Raw genomic sequence first — 16,006 nt, 5'->3', positions numbered from 1 at the left:
CCTTCACTGGACGCTGGGTCATGGACTCCCCGCTCACTTGCGAACGGTGGTGCGCTTGACGGAGACCTGCTCCTGCTGGATCTCGTCGGCACCGAGGGCCTCGGCCTCTGCCTCGTTCACGACACGGCTGCCGTCGGAGGCGATGAAGCCCTCCTTGAACTTGGCGGTCGCGGCGCGGAGGGCCTCGATCGACTCGTCGGACAGGGCCTTGCCACCGGCGATCTGCTCGTAGACGCCTGCGGCGTTGCGGTGCAGATCCTCGAGGAGCTCGGTCTCGAAGCGACGCACGTCCTCGACCGGAACCGAGTCGAAGACACCTTCGCCGGCGAGGTAGATCGACACGATCTGATCCTCGACTGCGATGGGCGCGTACTGGTCCTGCTTGAGGAGCTCGACGAGACGCTGACCGCGCTCGAGCTGAGCCTTCGACGCGGCGTCGAGGTCGGAGGCGAAGGCGGCGAAGCCTTCGAGCTCACGGAACTGCGCGAGCTCGAGACGCAGCGAACCGGAAACCTTCTTCATGCCCTTGGTCTGGGCGGCGCCACCGACTCGGGAAACCGAGATACCGACGTTGATGGCGGGGCGGACACCCTTGTTGAACAGGTCGGACTCGAGGAAGACCTGGCCGTCGGTGATGGAGATGACGTTGGTCGGGATGTAGGCCGACACGTCGTTCGCCTTGGTCTCGATGATCGGCAGGGCCGTCAGCGAGCCGCCACCGAGCTCGTCGGAGAGCTTGGCGGAGCGCTCCAGCAGACGCGAGTGCAGGTAGAAGACGTCGCCGGGGTATGCCTCGCGGCCCGGCGGGCGACGCAGCAGCAGCGAGATGGCGCGGTAGGCCTCGGCCTGCTTGGTCAGGTCGTCGAACACGATGAGGACGTGCTTGCCCTGGTACATCCAGTGCTGGCCGAGGGCCGAACCGGTGTAGGGGGCGAGCCACTTGAAGCCGGCGGAGTCGGAGGCCGGAGCCGCGACGATGGTGGTGTACTCCATCGCGCCGTTCTCCTCGAGTGCCTGCTTGACACCCGCGATGGTCGAGCCCTTCTGGCCGATCGCGACGTAGATGCAGCGGACCTGCTGTTTCGGGTCGCCGGTCTCCCAGTTCGCCTTCTGATTCAGGATCGCGTCGATGCAGACGGCGGTCTTGCCCGTCTTGCGGTCGCCGATCACGAGCTGACGCTGGCCACGGCCGATCGGGGTCATCGCGTCGATGGCCTTGATGCCGGTCTGCAGCGGCTCCTCGACCGGCTGGCGCTCCAGCACGGTCGCGGCCTGCAGCTCGAGGGCGCGGGTCTCATCGGCTTCGATATCGCCGAGGCCGTCGATCGGCTGACCGAGCGGGTTCACGACGCGACCGAGGAAGTTGTCGCTCACCGGCACCGACAGAACGTCGCCGGTCCGCTTGACTTCCTGGCCTTCCTCGATGGTCTGGAAGTCGCCCAGGATAACGGCACCGATCTCGGTGGCCTCGAGGTTGAGGGCCACGCCGAGGACGCCACCGGGGAACTCCAGCAGCTCGTTGGCCATCGCCGACGGCAGACCGCTGATGTGCGCGATGCCGTCACTGGTGTCGACGACCACGCCGACCTCCTCGCGGGAGGCCTCCGGGGAGTAGCTCGCGGTGTAATTGTCAATCGCGCTACGGATCTCGTCGGAGGAGATCGTCAGCTCCGCCATGTTCTTCCTGCTCTCGGTATCTGGTCTTCGAAAAGATCTATGTGTGTGTTCGGTAGTGGACTACGTGAGGCTCTTGCGCACTGCAGCGAGTCGACCCGCGGCACTACCGTCGATGACCTCGTCGCCCACCCGGACGACCAATCCACTGAGAAGCTCGGGATCGACCTCGACGTGAACCGTCACAGGCTTCCCGTAGATGCGGGTCAGGGTCGCGGTGAGCCGCTCCTCCTGCTTCGCATCGAGCGGTGCCGCGCTGCGGACGTGCGCGACGGCACGGTCCCGCTGGGCCGCGGCGAGCGCCGACAACTCGTCGAACGTCTCGGCCGGCGACTTGCTCAGCCGACCGACCGCGTGGACCGCCAGCGCCTCGGTGACTGCGGTGACCTTGCCGTACAGCAGGCGCGTCAGCAGATCACGCTTGGCCGAAGCCGGGGTGCTGCGATCCGAGAGCGTCTGCTCGAGCTCCGGGTCGCCTGCCACGATGCGACCGAGGCGGAACAGTTCGTCCTCGACGGTGTCGAGCTGGTCCTGGTCCGCTGCGGCCTTCAGCAGTGCCTCACGGCCGAGCTGGACGAGCGAGTCGGTCAGGTCGGACTGTGCCGACCAGTCCTGCCCCGCTGCGGCCTTGACGGTCGCGAGGGTCTGGGCCGAAACCTTGCCGCCGAAGACCTGCTCGGCCAGCCGCTCGCGAACGGCAGCCGGGGCCGAGGCGTCGGCCAGCGCGGTCCGGAGGGCGCGCTGGCTGTCGAGCGCCTCGACCACCGAGAAGAGTTCGGAACCGGCCTGAGCCGCAGCGGCAGTCGCGGCACCCGAGCCCAGGGCGGACTGCAACGCGGAACGCGTATGAGCGAGTGCCTCACGGCTTGCTGCGTACATGGTGCTCACTTTCCGGATGCAGAGTCAGCGCTGAGGGAGTCGAGTTCGTCGAGGAACCGATCGATCGAGCCGGCACGCTTCACGTCGTCCGCGAGCGCTTCGCCGAGGATCTTCTCGGCGAGATCCACGGAGCTGCGTCCGAGATCGCTACGCAGCTCGGCCACGATCTGCTGGCGCTGGGCCTGCAGCTGGTTGTGACCGGCGGCGACGATACGGTCGCTCTCCTCTTGGGCCTGCGCCTTCATGTCGGCGATGATCTGCTGGCCCTGTGCACGGGCTTCTTCACGGATCTGCGCCGCCTCGGTGCGAGCCTCGGCGAGCTGGCTACGGTACTGCTCGAGCGCGGCCGCAGCCTCCGCCTGAGCTTCCTCTGCCTTCTTGATGCCGCCTTCGATCAGCTCCGAACGCTCGTCGAGCACCTTCTGGAACATCGGAAGCACGAACTTCCAGAAGACGAATCCGACGAGGATCAGGGCGACCAGCGACCAGACGATGTCGTATGTCGCGGGGAGAAGGGGATTGGGAGTCTCCCCTTCCTCTGCCGCGAGGATCAGGATGCTGTCAGCCATTGTGATCGTCGGATCAGAAGATGAAGCCGGCGACGATGCCGATCAGCGCGAGGGCCTCGGTGAAGGCGATACCGAGGAACATCGTGGTGCGCAGCTGGCCAGCCATCTCGGGCTGACGAGCCATGCCCTCGATCGCCTTGCCGACGACGATGCCGATGCCGATGCCGGGGCCGATGGCGGCGAGGCCGTAGCCGATGGCGCCTGCACCCGAGATCGTGGTCTCCTGGGCGAGGACGTCTGCTGCCTGAAGCGCAACGCTCATTGGTGTTCCATTCCCTTTCTTGTGGCTCGGCCCCGGGAGTCGGCAACCGAGTCAGTCTTTGTGTAGATGTGGGTCGTGCCGTTCGTCGAGCTAGTGCTCTTCGGCGTGCAGGGCCAGGTCGATGTACACCGCGGTGAGCAGCGCGAAGATGTAGGCCTGCAGGACGATCACCAGGAGCTCGAAGAAGGTGAACGCGATTCCGCCGATGAGAGAACCGATGCCGAACACCTTCATGAAGCCGTCGGAATCGAAGAAGAAGAACTGCGTGGCACTGAAGAACAGCACGAGCATGATGTGACCGGCCAGCATGTTGGCCATGAGACGAATGGTCAGCGTGAACGGCCGCAGAATGAACGTCGAGACGAACTCGATCGGGATCACCAGCACGTGGAGAGCGGGCGGCAGGTTCGGGATGACGATGCTGCTCTTGACGTAGCGGAAGAATCCGTACTTCTTGATGCCCACATAGTTGAAGACGATGTAGGCGAGTGCCGCGAGCACGATCGGCATACCGATTCGTGCGTTGGACGAGATGTTGAGGAACGGGATGACCGATGTCAGGTTCAGACCGACCACCAGGAAGAAGATGGTGACGATCACCGGGAGGAACCGGCGTCCCTGTTCCTTACCGAGGATGTCCTCGGCGATGTGGATCCGGACGAAGTCGAGCATGATCTCGGCGACGTTCTGCACGCCCCGCGGCACGATCTTCGGACTCCGCAACGCGAAGAAGAAGAACAGCGCGACGATCAGGGCGACGGCGACGCGGATGAGCATCAACCGGTCCATCTCGAAGGGGGTTCCTTCGAACAGGACTGCCGGTGGGAAAAAATCAGCTAGTGACGGCGCGTGGAATTCTCCGGCTGCCAAGGTGGTGACGCTCAGCGCTCTCTCCCGTAGTCGGCCGCAGGCATGCCGTCTGCGGTTCGATCGGACATTGACGATCCAGAAGTCGACCAGGTCGGCTCGCGTATTCGCCAGTGGTCCGAACCGCGTGAACGGTCCCGCTTCCTGCCGGTGTCGGCGACTCTCGTCGACTCGGCGGCCATTTGAACACGACCGCCTACGAAGTCACAACTGCGCACCCTCTTCGAACCCGATGCGGGCAGCGTCACTCTCGTAGAACTCACCCTACCAACTGCTCTACGACAGTGCGTAGGTGGGTTCCTACGTGGGGGGTTATGGACAAGCGGTGCTACTACCGATCGTCGTTGTCGGATCCGGACGACGCCTGGGGATCGACGTACAGGGCACGTTGCGAGAGCACCCCGTAGGTCTCGGCTCCCAGAACGATGACCAGGGCGAACACGATGGTGAGGACGAGCGCGTTGCGGTTGTAGAAGTCGAGCGAGTCGAGCGAGCCCATCACGACGATGGCGAGGATCAGCTTCAGCAGCCAGGTGCCGAGAAGTACGGCTCCGGCGGTCATCGCCGGCATCTTCGACGTCAGGAGAACGCCGAGTGCGGTGAAGAGGATGAACCCTCCGCCGACGGCCGCTCCGATGAGTGCACCCCACAGACCGGGCATCCCGGCGACGAGCACCGAGATCACCGACGCCACGACGGCGAGCGCGAGAAGACCGAGGGCGCCGTACCGCACGGCCGCGCGCATCGGCGCGATCGGATCGGGCAGCGAGGGCAGGCCGTGGTCGGGTTCGGGATGATCCGGGTTCGTCACGATATCCGAGCCTAACCGACCTCTCGGGAGTGCTCCGGCGGCGTCTCCCCCGACTCGTCGTGCCGCCGCAGCGACGGCACAGCGGTCACGACGAGGGCGAACACGAGACCGCCCGCGAGGATCAACACCACCGCCCGCCGGTCGAGCAGCGAGGAACCGACAGCCCCGAAGGCCAGGATTCCGACCCACAGGTAGAGCAGCAGCACCACGCGACGGTGCGAGTGCCCGATCTGCAGCAGGCGGTGGTGGAGGTGCATCTTGTCGGGGCTGAAGGGGCTCACGCCGGCCCGGGTGCGCCGCACGATCGCGAGGAGCAGGTCGAGGATCGGGATGAACATCACGGCACCGACCAGGATCAGCGGCGAGAGCAGACCGAGCAGGTCGCGCGAACCGTAGGCGCTGAGCGGGATGAGGCCCGAGGCGCTTGTGGAGATTGCGGCGAGCATGAGACCGATGAGCATGGACCCGGAGTCGCCCATGAAGATCTTGGCGGGCTGGAAGTTGTGCGGCAGGAAGCCGAGGCAGGCGCCGGCGAGGGCCGCGGCCATGAGGGCCGGCGGGTAGGCGGAGACGTCGCCGCCCTGATCGAGCAGCAGACCCACGGAGAACGCGCAGATCGCGAGTGCGGCGATGAGACCCAGTCCGGCCGCGAGTCCGTCGAGCCCGTCGACGAAGTTCATCGCGTTGATCGTCACCGCGGCGACGGCGACGGTGATGAGACCGCCCTGGAGCTGGTCGAGTACGAGTGTCGAGGCACTGAACGGGTCGTAGATGACGATCCAGCTCACGCCCATGATCACGAGCACGCCGGCCGCGGTGACCTGGCCGACGAACTTGGTGAGCGCGTCGAGTCCCCACCGGTCGTCGACGATGCCGACGACGACGATGATCGAGGCCGCGGCGAGCGCCGCCCCCATATCCGGGGTGAATTCGAAACCCCTTGTCAGGGCAGGCAATTGCTGAGCGAAGACGATTCCCGCGACGAGGCCGATGTACATGCCGACCCCACCCATCCGCGGGGTCGGGGTCACGTGCACGTCGCGGTCGCGGGGAACGGCGACCGCTCCGAACTTCAGCGCGAGGATCCGCACCACACCGGTCGCGAGGAAGGTCACCACCGCGGCGGTGAGCAGGACGAGGAGAAGCTCCCGGATGGGAACGCCGGCGCCGCGCCCGGCCTGGGCGAGCAGTACGGCGGTGGTGTCGGCTGCAGTCACGTGCTCCGTTCCTCCGCCGCTACTCCCCGCCGGACCGAAGGCGCTCGGGATCGTCACCGAGCACCTCCGCGAGTGCTTCGGCCGTCACCGCACCCTCGCGCAGGATGCGCGGGCGGTCGCCCGTGAGGTCGACGATCGTCGATGCGACCCCGTGCTCTGCCGGGCCACCGTCGAGATAGACACTCGCCGATGCTCCGAGTTGCTCGCGCGCCTCGGTGACGTTCGTGGCGGGGGGCCGACCGGAGACGTTGGCGCTGGAGACCGCGAGCGGACCGACCTCGCGCAGCAGTTCCAGGATGACGGGGTGCAGCGGCATGCGGAGCATGACGGTGCCGCGGGTGTCGCCGAGATCCCAGGCCAGGGACGGTGCCTGGTGCACCACGAGGCTGAGTCCGCCCGGCCAGAACGCGCGGATCAACTCCCGCGCCTCGGGACGCACCGAGGCGACGAGACCGTCGATGGTCGTCCAGGAGCCGACGAGGACCGGCACCGGCATGTCGCGGCCGCGCCCCTTCGCGCGCAGGAGCGCCGTTACGGCGTCGGAGTCGAAGGCGTCGGCAGCGATGCCGTACACCGTGTCGGTGGGTACGACGACGAGTCGTCCGGCCTTGAGTGCGCCGCGCGCCGCGTTGAGTCCGGCGGCGCGCGAAGCTTCGTTGTTGCAGTCGTACACGGTGCTCACGCGCTCATCCTTCCACTTCGGCCGCAATCGGCACCGGACGGGTCCTGCCCGTCAGCCGTCCGCCGCAGACCGTACCGACTTCATGCGGTCGGCCTCCACTGCCGTGGGAACACGGTGCGCGGTCACGAAGCGGGCCTTCCCGGCGAGGTCGGGGTGCCGCACGACGTCGCCGAACACCCGACGCTGCTCGAACAGTTCGGCGACCAGCAGGCTGTGCGTGTCGTCGTGCTCGACCGCTGCCGCTCCCCCGATCCGCAGCCACCGCGCAATGTTGGAAACCATGGGCCGGATGACGGACAGTCCGTCCGCTCCCCCGAAGAGCGCCGAGTGCGGATCGTGTTCGACCACCTCGGGTTCGAGGTCGGCTCCTTCCGGGATGTAGGGCGGGTTGGCGACCACCAGGTCGACACTGCCTTCGAGGTTGGTGAGCAGCATGCGGTCGGTGACATCGCCCTGGTACAGCCGGATCGGGGTGTCCCCTTCCTCCGCGCGGGTCTCGGCGTTCCGACGCGCCCAGGCGAGAGCCTTCGCTTCGAGTTCGACGGCGTGGACCTCGGCGTCGGGACGCGCATGCGCGATCGCCAGCGCCAGCGCGCCGGATCCGGTGCACAGGTCGAGGACGACCGGGTTGCGGCTGCCGTGGCGTTCGAGGAAGGCCAGCGCCCAGCCGAGCAGCAGTTCCGTCTCGGGTCGCGGGACGAACACCCCCGGCCCCACTGCCAGGTCGATCTCCCCCATCGGCGAGGTGCCGGTGATGTACTGCAGAGGAATCCGCTTCGCCCGCTGTTCGACCATCGAGCGGTAGGCGTCGATGGTCGTCGCCTCGACGAGCGGGACCAGACCGAGTCGCCCGCGCTCGATGCCGAGCAGGTGCGCTGCGAGAAGTTCGGCGTCGACCCGGGGACTCGGGACTCCGGCTTCCTCGAGGACCGATGCCGCTTCGATGATGGCCAGGCGCAGAGGTTGACGGCTCACGCCTTACAGCGTGCCACGACCTCGTACCTGCACTACGCCGAGGTAGCCCTCGCATTGCACGCAGAACACCCGGACCGGACATCGAGGGTGTTTCCGACAACGTGATTGACGGCACGGCGGGATGGGCACCCGAACGAGGACCGATACCTTCCGGTCGGTTTCATCGACAGAAAGGGATTGCTCCATGAAGACGCGGACTGTGCGTGGAATCACCGTCCTTGCCGCTGCGGGTGCGACCGCCTTCGCGGCCCCTGCTCTCGCGAGTGCCGAGCCCATCGACTTCCAGCCGATCCCCATCGGATGCCCGGCGGGTATCGGCGTGGTCGACACGGAGACCGCTCTCGCCGAGGAGGACGCGGAGCCCGGCCAGATCGAGTACGAGATCGAGCAGGAGGGCAGCGGAGGAGGCCAGATCAGCTGGGTGAACCTGAGGACGCTCCAGCTGGGCGGTGGTGTCCTTCCGGACGCAATCGACGAGGAGGAACCTGCCGTCGCTCTCCAGACCGGTGACGGACTCGTCGTCAGCGCAGTCTGGGGCGCCCATCAGAACGCCGGCGGCGAGGGCTGCTTCCTGCTGCCGGGCGTCGATCTCACGAACGTTCCACCGGCGGCGGTAGAGGACGGCGAGGCCGGTCAGGGCGCCGACACTCCTGCCTGATCCCCTGGCGACGAGCCCGGTTCGCGGTTACTCCGCCGCGAGCCGGGCCTCTCTGTCTGCGGCGCCCAGGGCGTCGAGCAGTGCGTCGAGTTCGCCGTCGAGCACCGCGTCGAGGTTGTGGGACTTGAAGCCGATGCGGTGATCGGTGATCCGGTTCTCCGGGAAGTTGTAGGTGCGGATGCGCTCCGACCGGTCGACGGTCCGGACCTGGCTGGCGCGACCCGCTGACGCCTCGGCCTCGGCAGCTTCTTCGGCCGCTGCCTGCAGGCGCGCCGCGAGGACCTGCATCGCGCGGGCCTTGTTCTGCAGCTGCGAGCGTTCGTTCTGGCAGGTCACCACGATGCCGGTGGGAAGGTGCGTGATGCGCACGGCAGAGTCGGTGGTGTTGACACCCTGACCACCCTTGCCGGACGACCGGTAGACGTCGATGCGCAGGTCGCTCTCGTCGATCTGCACCTGCTCGACCTCGTCGGGCTCGGGGTAGACGAAGACGCCGGCCGCGGAGGTGTGCACGCGTCCCTGCGACTCGGTGACGGGCACACGCTGGACGCGGTGCACGCCACCCTCGAACTTCAGGCGGGACCACACGCCGTCGCGCACATCGGTCCGCGACTTGATCGACAGCGTGACGTCCTTGTAGCCGCCGAGATCGGAGTAGGTGGCACCGAGGACCTCGACGCGCCAACCGGCACGTTCGGCGTAGCGCGTGTACATCCGGGTGAGATCGCCGGCGAACAGGGCGGATTCCTCGCCGCCCTCACCGGACTTGACCTCGAGGACCACGTCGTCGCTGTCGTGCGGGTCGCGCGGGGCGAGCAGGTCGGTGAGCGAGCGGTCGAGCTCGGCGACCTGCGCCTCGAGGTCGTCGACCTCGGATGCGAAAGTCGCGTCGTCGGCGGCGAGTTCGCGCGCCGCCTCGAGGTCCTCGCGGGCCTGCTTCAGAGCGTTGTAGGTCGACATCACGGGGGCGAGTTCGGCGAACCGCTTGCCCACCCGACGCGCTGCCGCAGGATCGTCGTGCAGCGACGGGTCGGACAGCTGCTGCTCCAGACCCGCGTATTCGGCCAGGATGTCGTCGATGGCCGACGGCTTGGTCTGCCCCGCCATGAGTGTGCTCCGCTCTGATTTCGGTCTTGCAATGAAAAAGCCGACGCCCGGCCTGCACGAGGGCAGTACCGGGCGTCGGCGTGACAGCTAGCTGTCGGAAGCGGCCTTCTTCGGCGCACGCTTGCCGTAGCGAGCCTCGAAACGCGCGACGCGTCCACCGGTATCGAGGATCTTCTGCTTGCCGGTGTAGAACGGGTGGCAGTTGGAGCAGACTTCGACGTTGATACGTCCCGACTCCTTGGTGCTGCGCGTCTCGAACGTGTTACCGCAACCGCAGACGACGGTCGTCGTCACGTAGTTGGGGTGGATTCCTGCCTTCATGGTGTCCCTTTCATGGCCGCCGGGTCGCCTTCGCGGGTCGAAGACGTGAACCGGAGCCGGACTGAGCCTGCCGATTATGCCAAACGTAGGGCCCCGGGAGGAAATTCCCCGGGGCGCCGACGTCAGTCGTCGAGTGCCCCCGGTGCGGTCTTCGCCACATTCATGAGGAACTCGATGTTCGTCTTGGACTTCTTGAGCCGGTCGATGAGCAGATCGATCGCCTGGTGCGAATCGAGGCCCGAAAGCACGCGGCGGAGCTTGTGCACCACGGCGAACTCGTCGGGGCTCATGAGCAGCTCGTCCTTGCGGGTACCGGACGGGTTGACGTCGACCGCCGGGAACACGCGCCGCTCGGCGATCTTCCGGTCGAGCTTGAGCTCGGCGTTACCCGTGCCCTTGAACTCCTCGAAGATCACTGTGTCGCCGGTGGAACCGGTCTCGACCATCGCGGTGGCGATGATCGTGAGCGATCCGCCGTTCTCGATGTTGCGGGCGGCACCGAGGAAACGCTTCGGCGGGTACAGCGCGGTCGAGTCGACACCACCGGAGAGGATGCGTCCGGATGCCGGCGACGAGTTGTTGTACGCGCGGCCGAGACGGGTGATGGAGTCGAGGAGCACCACGACGTCCTGGCCCATCTCCACGAGACGCTTCGCACGCTCGATGGCGAGCTCGGCGACCGAGGTGTGATCCGACGGCGGCCGGTCGAAGGTCGAGGCGATGACCTCACCCTTCACCGAACGCTGCATGTCGGTGACCTCTTCGGGACGCTCGTCGACGAGCACGACCATCAGGTAGCACTCGGGGTTGTTGACGGCGATCGCGTTCGCGATGTCCTGGAGGACGGTGGTCTTACCGGCCTTCGGCGGCGACACGATGAGTGCACGTTGACCCTTACCGATCGGCATGACCAGGTCGATCACGCGCGTGGTGAGGATGTTCGGCTGGGTCTCGAGGCGCAGTCGCTGGTTGGGGTACAGCGGCGTGAGCTTGTTGAACTCGGGGCGGCGCTTGGCCGAGTCGACCTCGCGCCCGTTGACGGTGTCGAGACGAACCAGCGGGTTGAACTTCTGACGCTGGTTGCCTTGCTCGCCCTCACGGGGGACCCGCACGGCGCCGGTGATGGCGTCGCCGCGGCGCAGGCCGTTCTTGCGCACCATGTTCATCGACACGTACACGTCGTTCGGGCCGGCGAGGTAGCCGGAAGTGCGGACGAACGCGTAGTTGTCGAGGACGTCGAGGATGCCGGCGACCGGCTGCAGGACGTCGTCCTCGCGGATCTCGGGCTCGCGCGAGTCCGAACCGCTCTCGCCGCGGTCGCGTCCACGACGACGCTCACGGAAGCGACGACCCCGGCGACCGCGGCCACCTTCCTCGTCGTCTCCCCCACGGTTGTCCTGGCCCTGGCGCGGACCCTGGTTACCGCCGTCGCGATCGCCGGCGTCCTGGTTGCGGTCGCCCTGGTTACGGTCGCCCTGGTTACGGTCGCGGCGCGAGGAGCCGTCGCCGGAGTTACGGTCCTGGCCACGCTCGCGGTGCGAGTCGCGATCCTGGCGACCGTCCTCGGACGCGTCGGCACCCTCGGTCTGCTGGTTCTGGTCGGCGTTGTCGCCACCGCGGCGTCCGCGACGGCCACGGCCGCGGCGGTTACCGTCGGATTCGTTGTCGCCACTGGGGGTCTGGCCGCCCTGCAGCTTCTCCTGCGAGCCTTCTTCACCGTGCTTCACGTCGGCCTTCTGCTCGGCCTGTTCGGCGTCGGCCTTCTGCTCGGCCGGTGCGGCGTCGGCCTTCTGCTCGGGCGCGGCGGTCTCGTCGGTGGCGGCACGGCCACGGCGACCGCGGGTGCCACGCGAGGGTGCTCCCTCGGGCTTGTCGGCAGTCTCGGGCTTCCCCGCCGTCTCGGTCTTCGCTGCCGCGTCGGTCTTCGCTGCCGCGTCGGTCTTCGCTGCCGCGTCGGTCTTCGCTGCCGCGTCGGTCTTCTCGGGGGCAGCGGTCTTCTCGGCTGCAGGCTGCTCGGCAGGTGCGGCGGCGCCGCCTCCCTGCTTCTCCTTGATCGCAGCGATGAGATCACCCTTGCGCATCCCGGAGGTGCCCTTGATTCCGAGCTCGGCGGCAAGAGTCCGCAACTCGGCAAGCACCATGCCCGAAAGGCCTGCTCCGCGGCGACCGCGCGTGGTCGTCCGGCTACCGGCCTCGGGAATGTCGAGAGCAGGTGTAGTGATCAGGTCCGTATCTGTCACGGAGATCCTTCCTTCCCTCGCTCGCTCATGCGCAGCAGAGGGTTCGTCCCGCAGATCAGTTCGTCCACTGAGCTGGGATTTGCCGTACGAGTTCAGGGAAAACGAACGGTCGGCACGTCCGCCACCACACCGAAATCCGGTAGGTGCGGTCTGTCCCCCTCCCGGATCCGGGAGCAGGTGAGGATCGATCCAGGCTCGACGCCCCGATGGAGCTGGAGTGATTACCCTGGAGAATCCGGCGACTGATACGCACGACGTGCGGACACCCCACAGAATAGCGACGATCTGTACGTAGAGCAAGAATCGCCGTGCCGGATGGGACGTGTGTGTTGCACCACCCGTCGACCTCCATCCGGCACCATCCGTCGGTCCCCCAGCACTGCGCGTCTACTCAGTCGACCTGGACGCCCTCGGCGATCTCGAGTTCGAGCACCGCCAGTTCGTCGGCCTCGGCGGCGGCCCGCAGTTCGTCGGGCAGCGCGGAGGTCGTGAGCGCGAGCACGGTCGGCCCGGCACCCGAGACGACGGCGGGGATGCCCGCCTCGCGCAGTGCGGCCACCCATTTGGTGGTGAGCGGGAGTGCGGGTGCCCGCTGGGCCTGGTGGAGCAGATCCTGCGTTGCCGGCATCAGCAGCTCGGGCCGCTCGGTGAGCGCGACGACCGCGAGAGCCGCTCGGCTGACGTTGAACGCCGCGTCCCGATGTGGGACGAGTTCGGGCAGCAGGCCCCGGGTGTGGGCCGTCGACGAACGGACCGACGGGACGAAGGCGTACGCCTTGATGTCCGGGTGCACACGCAGGCTCACCGCGCGGTAGGTCCGCTGTTCGGAGTCGACTTCGACCTCGGTCCACGACACCACTGCCCCACCGAGGACGCTCGCGGAGGCGTTATCGGGATGGCCCTCGAACTCGGAGGCGAGCTGCACGAGCTGCTCGTCGTCGAGGACGCGCTCGGGAGCGATCTTGCGGACGAGCCCGTTGGCCGCTGCCAGCCCTCCCACCGCCGCCGAGGCGGACGATCCCAGGCCACGCGAGTGCGGGATGACGTTGTGGCACACGACGTCCAGTCCGTCCGCCCACACACCGGCGGCCTCGAGTCCCCGCTCGACGGCACGGACCACGAGATGGGAGGGTCCCCACGGAACCTCCTGGGCGCCTTCCCCCTCCACCTTCACGTCGAGCCCGGAAGCCGTTGTCGTGACGGTGATCTCGTCGTACAGACCGAGGGCGAGACCCAGACAATCGAAGCCGGGACCGAGATTCGCGCTCGAAGCGGGAACCCGTGCCGTCACCGAAAGCCCCACGGGCAACGTCTGCGTCATGTCCTGATTCCCAACGGAGGAAGGCGTGGCGGTCAACTCAGGCCAACTCGAGCGCGGAGGCGACCGCGACCGGGTCGACCGGGATGGGCTCGACCACGGGCACGTCGCGCAGGGCCGTATCGGGGTCCTTGAGACCGTTGCCGGTCACGGTGCACACGATCTTCAGGCCGCGCTCGAGCCAGCCTTCCTTGCTCGCGGCGAGCAGACCTGCGATGGAGGCGGCCGAGGCCGGCTCGACGAAGATCGACTCGGACTTCGCGAGCAGCCGGTACGCCTCGAGGATCTCCTCGTCGGTCGCCGCACGGAATGCGCCGTTCGACTCCTCCTTGGCGGCGACCGCGCCGTTCCACGATGCGGGAGCGCCGATGCGGATGGCGGTCGCGATGGTCTCGGGATCCTTCACCGGATGGCCGAGGACGAGCGGCGCGGCACCAGCGGCCTGGACGCCGAGCATGCGCGGGCGGCGCGTGCTGAGGCCGTCGGCGGCGTACTCGCTGTAGCCCTTCCAGTAGGCGGTGATGTTGCCGGCATTGCCGACGGGCAGCACATGCACGTCGGGGGCGTCGCCGAGCCCGTCGACGATCTCGAAGGCGGCAGTCTTCTGGCCCTCGATACGCACCGGGTTCACGGAGTTGACCAGACCGATGGTGGAGAACTCCGCGGTGGTCTTGCGTGCCAGTTCCAGACAGTCGTCGAAGTTACCCTCGACCTGCACGATCTTCGCGCCGTGCATGACGGCCTGGGCGAGCTTGCCCATCGCGATCTTGCCCTGCGGGACGAGAACCGCGCAGCCGATGCCGGCGCGCGCGGCGTAGGCGGCGGCCGAGGCCGAGGTGTTGCCGGTGGACGCGCACAGCACCGCCTGCTTGCCGGTCGCGAGGGCCTCGGTGACCGCCATGGTCATACCGCGGTCCTTGAACGAGCCGGTGGGGTTGAGACCCTCGACCTTGACATGCACCTCGCAGCCGGTGATCTCCGACAGGCGCGGAGCCGGGAGCAGCGGCGTGCCACCCTCGCGCAGCGTGACCGTCTTCCAGTCGTCACCGATCGGCAGGCGCGAACGGTACGCCTCGATCAGGCCCGGCCACGGCGTGTGTACGGGGGTGGTGTTCTTCTCGGCCGCGCTCATTCGGCGGATCCCTCCAGTCTCAGGACGCTGGTCACAGCGATCACGGATTCGAGTTTGTCGAGCGCTGCGACGGTATCCGCCAGCGCACGGTCGGTGGCTTGATGGGTGAGTACCACCAGACGGGCAGCGTCGCCCGCGCCTTCCTGGCGGACCGCTGCGATGCTCACGCCCCGCGTGGCGAACTCGGCGGCGACCGCGGAGAGCACGCCGGCGCGGTCGGCGACCTTCAGATTGACGTAGTAGCGGGTGAGGATGTCACTCATGGGCGCGATTTCCAGCTGCGCGTACTTCGATTCACGCGGACCACGACCGCCCTGCACCCGATTGCGGGCGGCCATCACGAGGTCGCCCATCACGGCGGAGGCGGTGGGGGCGCCACCGGCACCCTGGCCGTAGAACATGAGCCGACCCGAGGACTCCGCTTCGACGACGACGGCGTTGAACGCACCGTTGACCGAGGCCAGCGGGTGCTCGCGGGGCACGAGGGCCGGGTAGACCCGGGCGGACACGCGGTCCTTGCCGTCGACGGACGGGACGCGCTCGCACAGCGCGAGCAGCTTGATCGTGCAGTTGAGCGCGCGCGCCGAGGTGAGGTCGGCGGCGGTGATCGAGGAGATGCCCTCGCGGTAGACGTCGGCGGCCGTCACGCGGGTGTGGAAGGCGATCGACGCGAGGATCGCCGCCTTCGAGGCGGCGTCGAAGCCTTCGACGTCGGCGGTGGGATCGGCCTCGGCGTATCCGAGGCGGCCCGCCTCGGCGAGCGTCTCGCCGTAGTCGGCGCCCGTCTCGTCCATGGCCGAGAGGATGTAGTTCGTGGTGCCGTTGACGATGCCGACGACCCGGTTGACCTTGTCGCCCGCGAGCGACTGGGTAAGCGGGCGGATCACCGGGATCGCGCCGGCCACGGACGCCTCGAAGTACAGGTCGACGTTGCGGGCCTCGGCCACCTCGGCCAGTTCGCCGGTGTAGGCGGCGAGCAGTGCCTTGTTGGCGGTGACGACGGACTTGCCGGCGTCGAGCGCCGTGCGCACGAGCTTGCGGGGCAGTTCGATGCCACCGATGAGCTCGACGACGATGTCGACGTCGTCGCGGCGGATCAGCGCCTCGGCGTTCGTCGTGACCAGTTCCGCGGGAAGACCCCGGTCGCGGGCGGCGTCGCGCACGGCGACGCCCCTCAGCTCGAGGGGGGCACCGATGCGCGCCTCGAGATCCGCGGCGTCCTCGCGGATGATCCGCGCGACCTCGGCACCGACGGTGCCATGTCCGAGAACCGCCACACCCACCGGACGCCGGC

16 protein-coding genes are annotated in these 16,006 nt (G+C 67.7%); 1 reads left to right on the top strand and 15 read right to left on the bottom strand.

Annotation, left to right across the window (positions count from 1 at the left end; translation table 11 throughout):
• Nucleotides 1–33: 33 nt before the first annotated feature.
• The 9 genes from atpA to prmC form a co-directional block, all read right to left on the bottom strand.
• Nucleotides 34–1,677 carry a F0F1 ATP synthase subunit alpha gene (atpA, locus tag RBB84_RS04185; protein ID WP_006552594.1) on the bottom strand — a complete coding sequence of 548 codons (1,644 nt, stop codon included), beginning with the start codon at nt 1,675–1,677 and terminating at the stop codon, nt 34–36.
• Nucleotides 1,678–1,737: 60 nt separating this feature from the next.
• Complete coding sequence (locus RBB84_RS04180; RefSeq protein ID WP_024103705.1) at nt 1,738–2,553, bottom strand: F0F1 ATP synthase subunit delta; 816 nt, start codon at nt 2,551–2,553, stop codon at nt 1,738–1,740.
• 5 nt (nt 2,554–2,558) lie between these two features.
• Nucleotides 2,559–3,122 carry a F0F1 ATP synthase subunit B gene (locus RBB84_RS04175; protein ID WP_006552592.1) on the bottom strand — a complete coding sequence of 188 codons (564 nt, stop codon included), beginning with the start codon at nt 3,120–3,122 and terminating at the stop codon, nt 2,559–2,561.
• 13 nt (nt 3,123–3,135) lie between these two features.
• A complete protein-coding gene (locus RBB84_RS04170) occupies nt 3,136–3,384 on the bottom strand; it encodes an ATP synthase F0 subunit C (RefSeq protein ID WP_006552591.1) in 249 nt (82 codons plus the stop codon).
• A 90-nt stretch (nt 3,385–3,474) separates the two neighbouring features.
• Entirely contained in the window at nt 3,475–4,173 is a 699-nt protein-coding gene (gene atpB / locus RBB84_RS04165; RefSeq protein WP_006552590.1) for a F0F1 ATP synthase subunit A, read from the bottom strand.
• A gap of 409 nt (nt 4,174–4,582) precedes the next feature.
• The gene (locus RBB84_RS04160) at nt 4,583–5,062 is read right to left on the bottom strand and encodes a hypothetical protein (RefSeq protein ID WP_006552589.1); all 480 of its coding nucleotides are present in this window, start codon (nt 5,060–5,062) and stop codon (nt 4,583–4,585) included.
• An 11-nt stretch (nt 5,063–5,073) separates the two neighbouring features.
• Entirely contained in the window at nt 5,074–6,279 is a 1,206-nt protein-coding gene (locus tag RBB84_RS04155) for an MraY family glycosyltransferase (protein WP_006552588.1), read from the bottom strand.
• Between the two features lie 19 nt (nt 6,280–6,298).
• On the bottom strand, nt 6,299–6,961 hold the full coding sequence (locus tag RBB84_RS04150; protein ID WP_024103704.1) for an L-threonylcarbamoyladenylate synthase: 663 nt from the start codon (nt 6,959–6,961) through the stop codon (nt 6,299–6,301).
• A 51-nt stretch (nt 6,962–7,012) separates the two neighbouring features.
• Entirely contained in the window at nt 7,013–7,936 is a 924-nt protein-coding gene (gene prmC, locus RBB84_RS04145) for a peptide chain release factor N(5)-glutamine methyltransferase (protein ID WP_006552586.1), read from the bottom strand.
• Nucleotides 7,937–8,120: 184 nt separating this feature from the next.
• On the opposite strand from prmC, the gene RBB84_RS04140 reads away from it, so the two are divergent.
• A complete protein-coding gene (locus RBB84_RS04140; RefSeq protein ID WP_064256595.1) occupies nt 8,121–8,594 on the top strand; it encodes a hypothetical protein in 474 nt (157 codons plus the stop codon).
• A 27-nt stretch (nt 8,595–8,621) separates the two neighbouring features.
• Here the strand turns inward: RBB84_RS04140 and prfA are convergent, their stop codons facing one another.
• From prfA to RBB84_RS04110, 6 genes are all read right to left on the bottom strand, one after another.
• Nucleotides 8,622–9,701: a peptide chain release factor 1 gene (prfA, locus tag RBB84_RS04135; protein WP_024103702.1), complete on the bottom strand. Its 1,080-nt coding sequence runs from the start codon at nt 9,699–9,701 to the stop codon at nt 8,622–8,624.
• Between the two features lie 87 nt (nt 9,702–9,788).
• A complete protein-coding gene (rpmE, locus tag RBB84_RS04130) occupies nt 9,789–10,022 on the bottom strand; it encodes a 50S ribosomal protein L31 (RefSeq protein WP_006552583.1) in 234 nt (77 codons plus the stop codon).
• A 122-nt stretch (nt 10,023–10,144) separates the two neighbouring features.
• Complete coding sequence (rho, locus tag RBB84_RS04125) at nt 10,145–12,163, bottom strand: transcription termination factor Rho (protein ID WP_064256596.1); 2,019 nt, start codon at nt 12,161–12,163, stop codon at nt 10,145–10,147.
• 490 nt (nt 12,164–12,653) lie between these two features.
• Nucleotides 12,654–13,583 (bottom strand): homoserine kinase, encoded by a 930-nt coding sequence (gene thrB, locus RBB84_RS04120; protein WP_064256597.1) that lies wholly within the window; start codon nt 13,581–13,583, stop codon nt 12,654–12,656.
• 37 nt (nt 13,584–13,620) lie between these two features.
• Nucleotides 13,621–14,712, bottom strand: a complete 1,092-nt coding sequence (gene thrC, locus RBB84_RS04115) for a threonine synthase (RefSeq protein WP_064256598.1) — start codon at nt 14,710–14,712, stop codon at nt 13,621–13,623.
• On the bottom strand, nt 14,709–15,995 hold the full coding sequence (locus RBB84_RS04110) for a homoserine dehydrogenase (protein ID WP_006552579.1): 1,287 nt from the start codon (nt 15,993–15,995) through the stop codon (nt 14,709–14,711). Before RBB84_RS04110 ends, thrC begins: the two co-directional genes overlap by 4 nt.
• Nucleotides 15,996–16,006: the final 11 nt, after the last annotated feature.

The organism is Rhodococcus sp. D-6 (genome assembly GCF_040256695.1).
GTDB lineage: Bacteria > Actinomycetota > Actinomycetes > Mycobacteriales > Mycobacteriaceae > Rhodococcus > Rhodococcus pyridinivorans.
Note: the sequence above shows the minus strand (reverse complement) of the source record. Positions and strands in the feature narration are given on the sequence as shown.